Consider the following 6000-nt stretch of genomic DNA (forward strand, 5'->3'; position numbering starts at 1 on the left):
TAATTCATTTTAGCCTTTCAAGAGCATTTATTGTCATTATTTCAATATTTTTATCGTATCGGCCCTTATCCTGATGGCCATAAGGATCCAAAAAGTAATTCCAATAGAATGTACCGACTGAAAAGACTTTTCTGCCATCCGGCTTGTTATACCATATTACATCTGCAACAGAAGGCTTTCCATATAAAGTAACAGGTGAGCGTGCAATATGTTCTATTCCGCTTGTAAGATCAGAGCGGTCAACTTCACCTCCGACGATCCCTACAATTTTATCCCCATCCTTTAAGCTCGTACCTTCATAGATCCAATGCTTTGAATTAGTAACTACCAATGGCATCGTCTTTTCCGGGATTCCTCTATACATTGTACCAAATAACAACTCTTCCGGCCTGTTCACAGGATCATCTCTAAAGCGAGTTGTGACTTGGACAGGGTCTGTCTTGTTAAAGGGGTCTTCAGCTGCTCTATATTTATAACCTACTAGAGTCCTGTTCTCGTTTTCAAGCCTCACTTGCCAGTAGCCAATATTCGCATTAAACATTGCAAGATTCACATCCTGGGAATCTTCCACATGGTCTCTCATTTGCTTGCTCCAGTATTCATCATGCCCGGCAATAATTAATGTTTTAATGTCAGAGGATGAGAGAATTCCCTCATGCAAATCGGTATCTGTAATATAGGTGAGATTATAGCCCTTTTTCTCAAGCCAGCGAATTAAGTTATATTCGTATGTAAAAAACTCTCCCGCTCCCCAATAGTTTTTATAAGGCCTGTTAAAAGATAATTTTACAGCCGCTTCCTTGTTGGTACTATTATAACCATATAAGCTTTTACCGCCCCAGTTATTGTATGCCTGGTAGGTATTTGTCGCAATAAGAACCATAAAGTCTGCTTTTGGGTTAATGTCCCGTACTACAAAAGGTATAAAGCTTGCTTTCTTTTCCTGGTTAACTATTTTCGCCAAATATACCCCTGATTCCCAGCCTGAAGGTATGCTATAAGTTACAGAAGGATCCCAATTTGCATCCAGAGTATCCTGTTTTATAGGTTTATGCTGAATATGAGCTTTTCTTCCTGTTAATGTCCCTTTTAATTCCGCCCCTTTATTTTCGTAATAGCCCATTCTATAAAATTCAATGTGATAGTTTTGTAAGCTATTAATATAAAAAGTAATGGATTCATTAGGCAATACAGAGGTTTTAGAAGAATAACCCTGTAAACCGTAGCCGGCCCAATTTTTCATTTCCCATTGACCAGGAAGATAAATAATTCCGTTTCCGACAGAGCCTGTACCTCCCAGTACTAATGTTTCAGTTATCATTTTGTCAATTAGCGTATTCTGTATAATATCTGGAACCCTAGTAGGCCATGTCAATAACATGGAGGCATTTTCTTTTGCTGCTAAAACCGATCCAGTTAAAGCATCTGCAAAGGTAAGGCCATTTGAAATATAAACCTTTTTACTTCCAGGGTTAAGAATTTTAAAAATATTATTTGCCACTTCAAATCGATCTTTGCCGCCAATCCTTTGAACATTTGGCAATGCATCAGCAACCGTTTTCCCTACACTTCCTTCTCCTCCAACAATGATGGAATGCTGAATGTTTCTTTGTTTTATGGTTTCAGAAATAACAGGTGGCAAGCTATCTTTTCCGGTAAGAAGAATTGGATAGCCGGATCTGGCCGCGTATGGGGCCACTGCCAATGCATCAGGGAAATTCATTCCATAAGCTATTACAGCACCCTCAGACGGAGGCATTTTTCCAGCAATGTTTTTTGATACTTCAAAACGGTCCTTCCCTCCAATCCTTTCGACAACAGGGATGCCTACTGCTTTCAATTCCTTTATAAGACCGTCATTTAAACTGCCTTTTCCACCTACTAGGATTATCTTTTGCGGTTTCAAACGCAATATTTCCGTTTTGGTAGATGCAGTCAATTTTGCAGGTTGAGTTAAAAGGATGGGCGAGTCCAGCTGATAAGCGAATGGGGCAGCAGACAGCGCATCTGCAAATGCCAAATAGTTTGTAAGGATTACTGTTTTACTTCCGTTCGGCCAACCTTTTTTGGATAGATTTACCGCAACTTCAAATCGATCTTTGCCTCCTACCCTTTCTTCTGCTGCAAGTGTCTGCTGATCAGAAATTAGCGCTAAAAACATTAAGGACAACAGAAAGCACAATAGTCTCTTTTTCAAATAAAGTCCCCCAAATATTACTCTTTCTCTGTAATTTTTTAAACTTTGTTATTTACCATTAAAGAAAGACCCTGGAATAGGGTCTTAAGAATAACAATTTGATTAGCGTACTACCAAATTGGTGTTAGGATAATAGAAACCTAGAATATCTTCATATTTTTTCCCTAATGCAGCCATGTTTTTGGCACCATATTGGCTCATTCCGACCCCATGGCCAAAGCCTTTTCCAGCAATAGCAAAAGAGCTATTAGGAAGCATTGAAACTGCTCCAGGAGAAACTGAACCCTCACCGCCAAGAATGGTAAAATTATTTAGCATTTTCTTCTGGATAACTCCCTCTGTCGGCTCGGTTAAGGTATGGGTATTGGAAAGCAGAATATTTCCTTTTTCTTTTGCAGCGAGAACTGACCCAGTCAATGCATCTGCAAAAGTTAAGCCCGTTGCAATATAGGCTTTGCTTGGTGTCAAATTCAATTTATAAATAATATTGGCTGCAACCTCAAAACGGTCTTTGCCTCCGATTCTAGTTGGGTTCGGCAGCTGTGAATATACCTTTTCACTCACACTGGCTGGTCCTCCCACAACAATTGTTTGCTGGATATTAAGACCTTTTAGTGCTTCTAAAGAAATCGGTGTTAGCTTGTCAGATTGTGTAAGAATAATAGGATAACCTTTCGAAGCTGCATAAGGAGAAATAGCAAGGGCATCCGGGAAATTCAACCCATGTGCAATTACAGCTGTCTGTGTGCCTCCAAACATTTTAGAAATGTTATAGGAAACTTCAAAACGGTCCTTGCCTCCGATTCTTTTTACGTTTGTCACACCAGGAAGCGCCTTTAGCTCATTGAACACACTTCCACTTATGCTTCCAGTGCCGCCAATGACAAGGATATTTTTTGCTCCCAATCTTTGTATCTCTTTTTTTGTGACATCGGTTAGTTTATTAGATTGAGTGAGCAAAATAGGTGCATCATTTTTATATGCAAGCGGCCCTGCTGCCAGCGCATCTGCATACGCGTTATAAAACGCCACCACTACTGTATCCGATGAATCCCAGCCTTCTTTTGAAACATTTACCGCTACTTCAAAACGGTCTTTACCTGCCAATCGCTCGTTTGTTCGATCCTGGAAACTAGTAATCAATGTACTTTTGAACATCCCGGTCCCAATAATACCTCTAATCTTGCTGGCAGATGTATCAAGTGTTTTAGTGAAAACTTTGACTTTTCCATTTTCCATCACAATTTGTTTCGTTGATTTATTCATTAAAAGAAACTTTACAGTAATGGAACCATCGATTGCTCTCTCACCGCTCGTTTTACCTGAAAAACTCAGGTTCGGAACTGATATAACTTTAATTTCATAATCCCTATATTCAGGGTAACTAGAGAGCCAAGATTTAATGCTGTTGGAAACAGATGGATTGCTTTCAATCGCTGAACTCCACCAAGATTCCGGTTTTGATAAGTCTTTTCCTCTCAAATCAATCTGGTGCTTATCAAATTCCACTCCCCATGAATGCTGAGGATCATATCCATCCTTTTTCGAATCCAGGTATGGCACTGGAGTTGATGTTGGCCACGCATTTGCATTCGATTCAATCATTCCGCCATTGCTGGAAGAGAAAACTGCATCAATCAGTCTATTATTATATGTTAAAACCTTATTCTCAGTTGCATTAACAGCCGTATCAACATACTGGCTGTAAACACTGGAATCAACAATGCCACCATAAACCTGATGTCCTTGTGTATCTGATACAACCACAGGTTTACCCTGGCTTTTTAGAGTAGAAACAAGGTTAAGTGCATAAGTTCTAGCAGCAACTGCTTGTGCTTTTAATGCTTCTATTCCGTTTCCACTTCCCCATGAAGCCGGCATTTCACTTGGCAATACACCCTTTAAGTAATCATTAAAACGAATATCCTTATTGATAGGACGGACATACTTTCCTTCCTCAATAGTAAACTGAATGTCGCCAATATATCTTTTTTCATAAGTACCATATATAGTAGTTATAGAATTTGGAGAGTAAGTAACGGCTTTAAGCAAAAAAGAATTGGTTTCAAACTCTTTTAGCAGTGTTGTACCCTCATATAAAAATAATTTACTATCTTTAACTTTTACATTATATGTACGTCCAGATGTTAAATTAATAGTGTCATCACCATCAATTTTATAACTTCCATCAGACTTGAAGCTTAACTGATCCTTTTTTCCTATATAATTGATTAACTTTACAGAAATTTTCTCTTCAGTGTCTACAGCAGCATCTACATCTATGACTGAGGAGACAAGCGACAAAGAAAAAGTAAGTAATAGTGCCAGTAGAATTCTTAACAAATATAATACCTCCATACATTTTATTAGTCACATTATATCACAGGAATGGTAAAGAAAGGATGAATAATATAGGATTTTGTCTAAAAAGAGAGAATTAACCAGTTTAATTAGTATTCAAATAGGGAATATAAATAATTTGTCAATCAAAAACCTGCCTTAAAGGCAGGTTTTTGATTATTTTGAATAAAAATCATTTATCGCTTGAGCCATTGCCTGTGCTCTCTTTTCCTGTATAGAGCTGTTTGCTAGTAATTTAATTTCATCAGGGTTTGACATAAAACCCAGCTCAACCAAAACAGAAGGCATTGCTGTCCACCGTGTTACAAATAAATTATGATCTTTTACACCTGTTTTGGAATATATTTGACTAATTCCTATCCCTGGATACACTAAAGACTTTGCCAAATCTTCAGCCAATGACTTGCTTTTAACCGCAGCCTGTGATGGGGTTGGGTCGTAAGCTATATTCGGGCCGTTGTAGCTAAGTGCCTTTGTTGCATATCCGCTTTTTACAATAAACACCTTTCTTTCTGTATCTTCGCTTACAAAGGGATAATTATCCCCCCCAGATAGAACATAAACATCTTTTGTTTCAATTGCCGGGCGGTAACTGCTGTAATGGAGGCTTAGCCCTCTTGGCTGCGGAGATATATTGGAATCATGATGAATACTTATGAATAAATCTGCTTTTGCTTCATTAGCGATTTTTGCTCTATCACTTAAACCTACGAAAATATTTTTATTAGGATCTCTTGTATAAACTACTTTTGCACCCATTTTTGTTAGGTAAGAGGCAAGCTTCAAAGTAAATGCATTATTTAAATGCACTTCTTTATAGCCATTTTTCACTGCTCCCGGATCAGCTCCTCCATGTCCGGCGTCCAATACTATCACTTTCCCCTCAAGTGACGGCTTGCGCTCTACAGGTTCAGGGAGCTGTCCCGTTAATATTAGGAATCTTTGATTGGGCACTGAGGAATTTCCGCCCAAAATAGTAAAGTCCTTTATATTTTTGGTTAAAATAATGTTCTTAACAGAAGGCGGGGTAAAAGTATGACTGGCCAATAGCATCGGTGCACTTTCTTTGGCCGCCAGGACTGAGCCGGTAAGAGCATCTGCAAAGGTCATGCCGGTTGCCAAAAAGGCCTTATCTGCTGTGGGATAGTGTTTATGGCATCATAAAAATGTAGGTTATGGCATTTAATTTGTGCTGGCCCCTAGGGGCCTGCACAAATTAAAAATGGCCACTTGTCAACATTCCAAAATACACATACACTTCCTGTTGGGTACAAAACGTGCAGGAGGTATTTAAGGAGATGTTGGCAGTGGCCGAGATTAATTATATCAGACATGAGGTTAACAATAAAGACTGCGGATATTCAAGTGTAGCTAAAAGGACAGGGAGAGATCCGCGAACCATTAAGAAGTATGCAGAAATGGAGGATTTCAACCAAAAGCCA

Annotated in this window: 3 protein-coding genes and 1 pseudogene; all 4 read right to left on the reverse strand. The window is 38.9% G+C overall.

All coding sequences use genetic code 11. The features are described 5' to 3' along the window. Window positions 1-4 precede the first annotated feature (4 nt). Window positions 5-2197 carry a N,N-dimethylformamidase beta subunit family domain-containing protein gene (locus L634_RS32165; RefSeq protein WP_051428177.1) on the reverse strand — a complete coding sequence of 731 codons (2193 nt, stop codon included), beginning with the start codon at window positions 2195-2197 and terminating at the stop codon, window positions 5-7. Window positions 2198-2299: 102 nt separating this feature from the next. Continuing rightward, the gene (locus L634_RS32170) at window positions 2300-4540 is read right to left on the reverse strand and encodes a SpoIID/LytB domain-containing protein (RefSeq protein ID WP_051428179.1); all 2241 of its coding nucleotides are present in this window, start codon (window positions 4538-4540) and stop codon (window positions 2300-2302) included. A 174-nt stretch (window positions 4541-4714) separates the two neighbouring features. Beyond that, entirely contained in the window at window positions 4715-5512 is a 798-nt protein-coding gene (locus L634_RS0102435; protein ID WP_442852678.1) for an N-acetylmuramoyl-L-alanine amidase family protein, read from the reverse strand. Between the two features lie 3 nt (window positions 5513-5515). Further along, a pseudogene (locus tag L634_RS34840) lies at window positions 5516-5683 on the reverse strand (cell wall-binding repeat-containing protein); the annotation flags it as partial. Between the last annotated feature and the right edge of the window lie 317 nt (window positions 5684-6000).

Origin of the sequence: Bacillus sp. J33, from assembly GCF_000518885.1 — a bacterium.
Lineage (GTDB): Bacteria > Bacillota > Bacilli > Bacillales > Cytobacillaceae > Cytobacillus.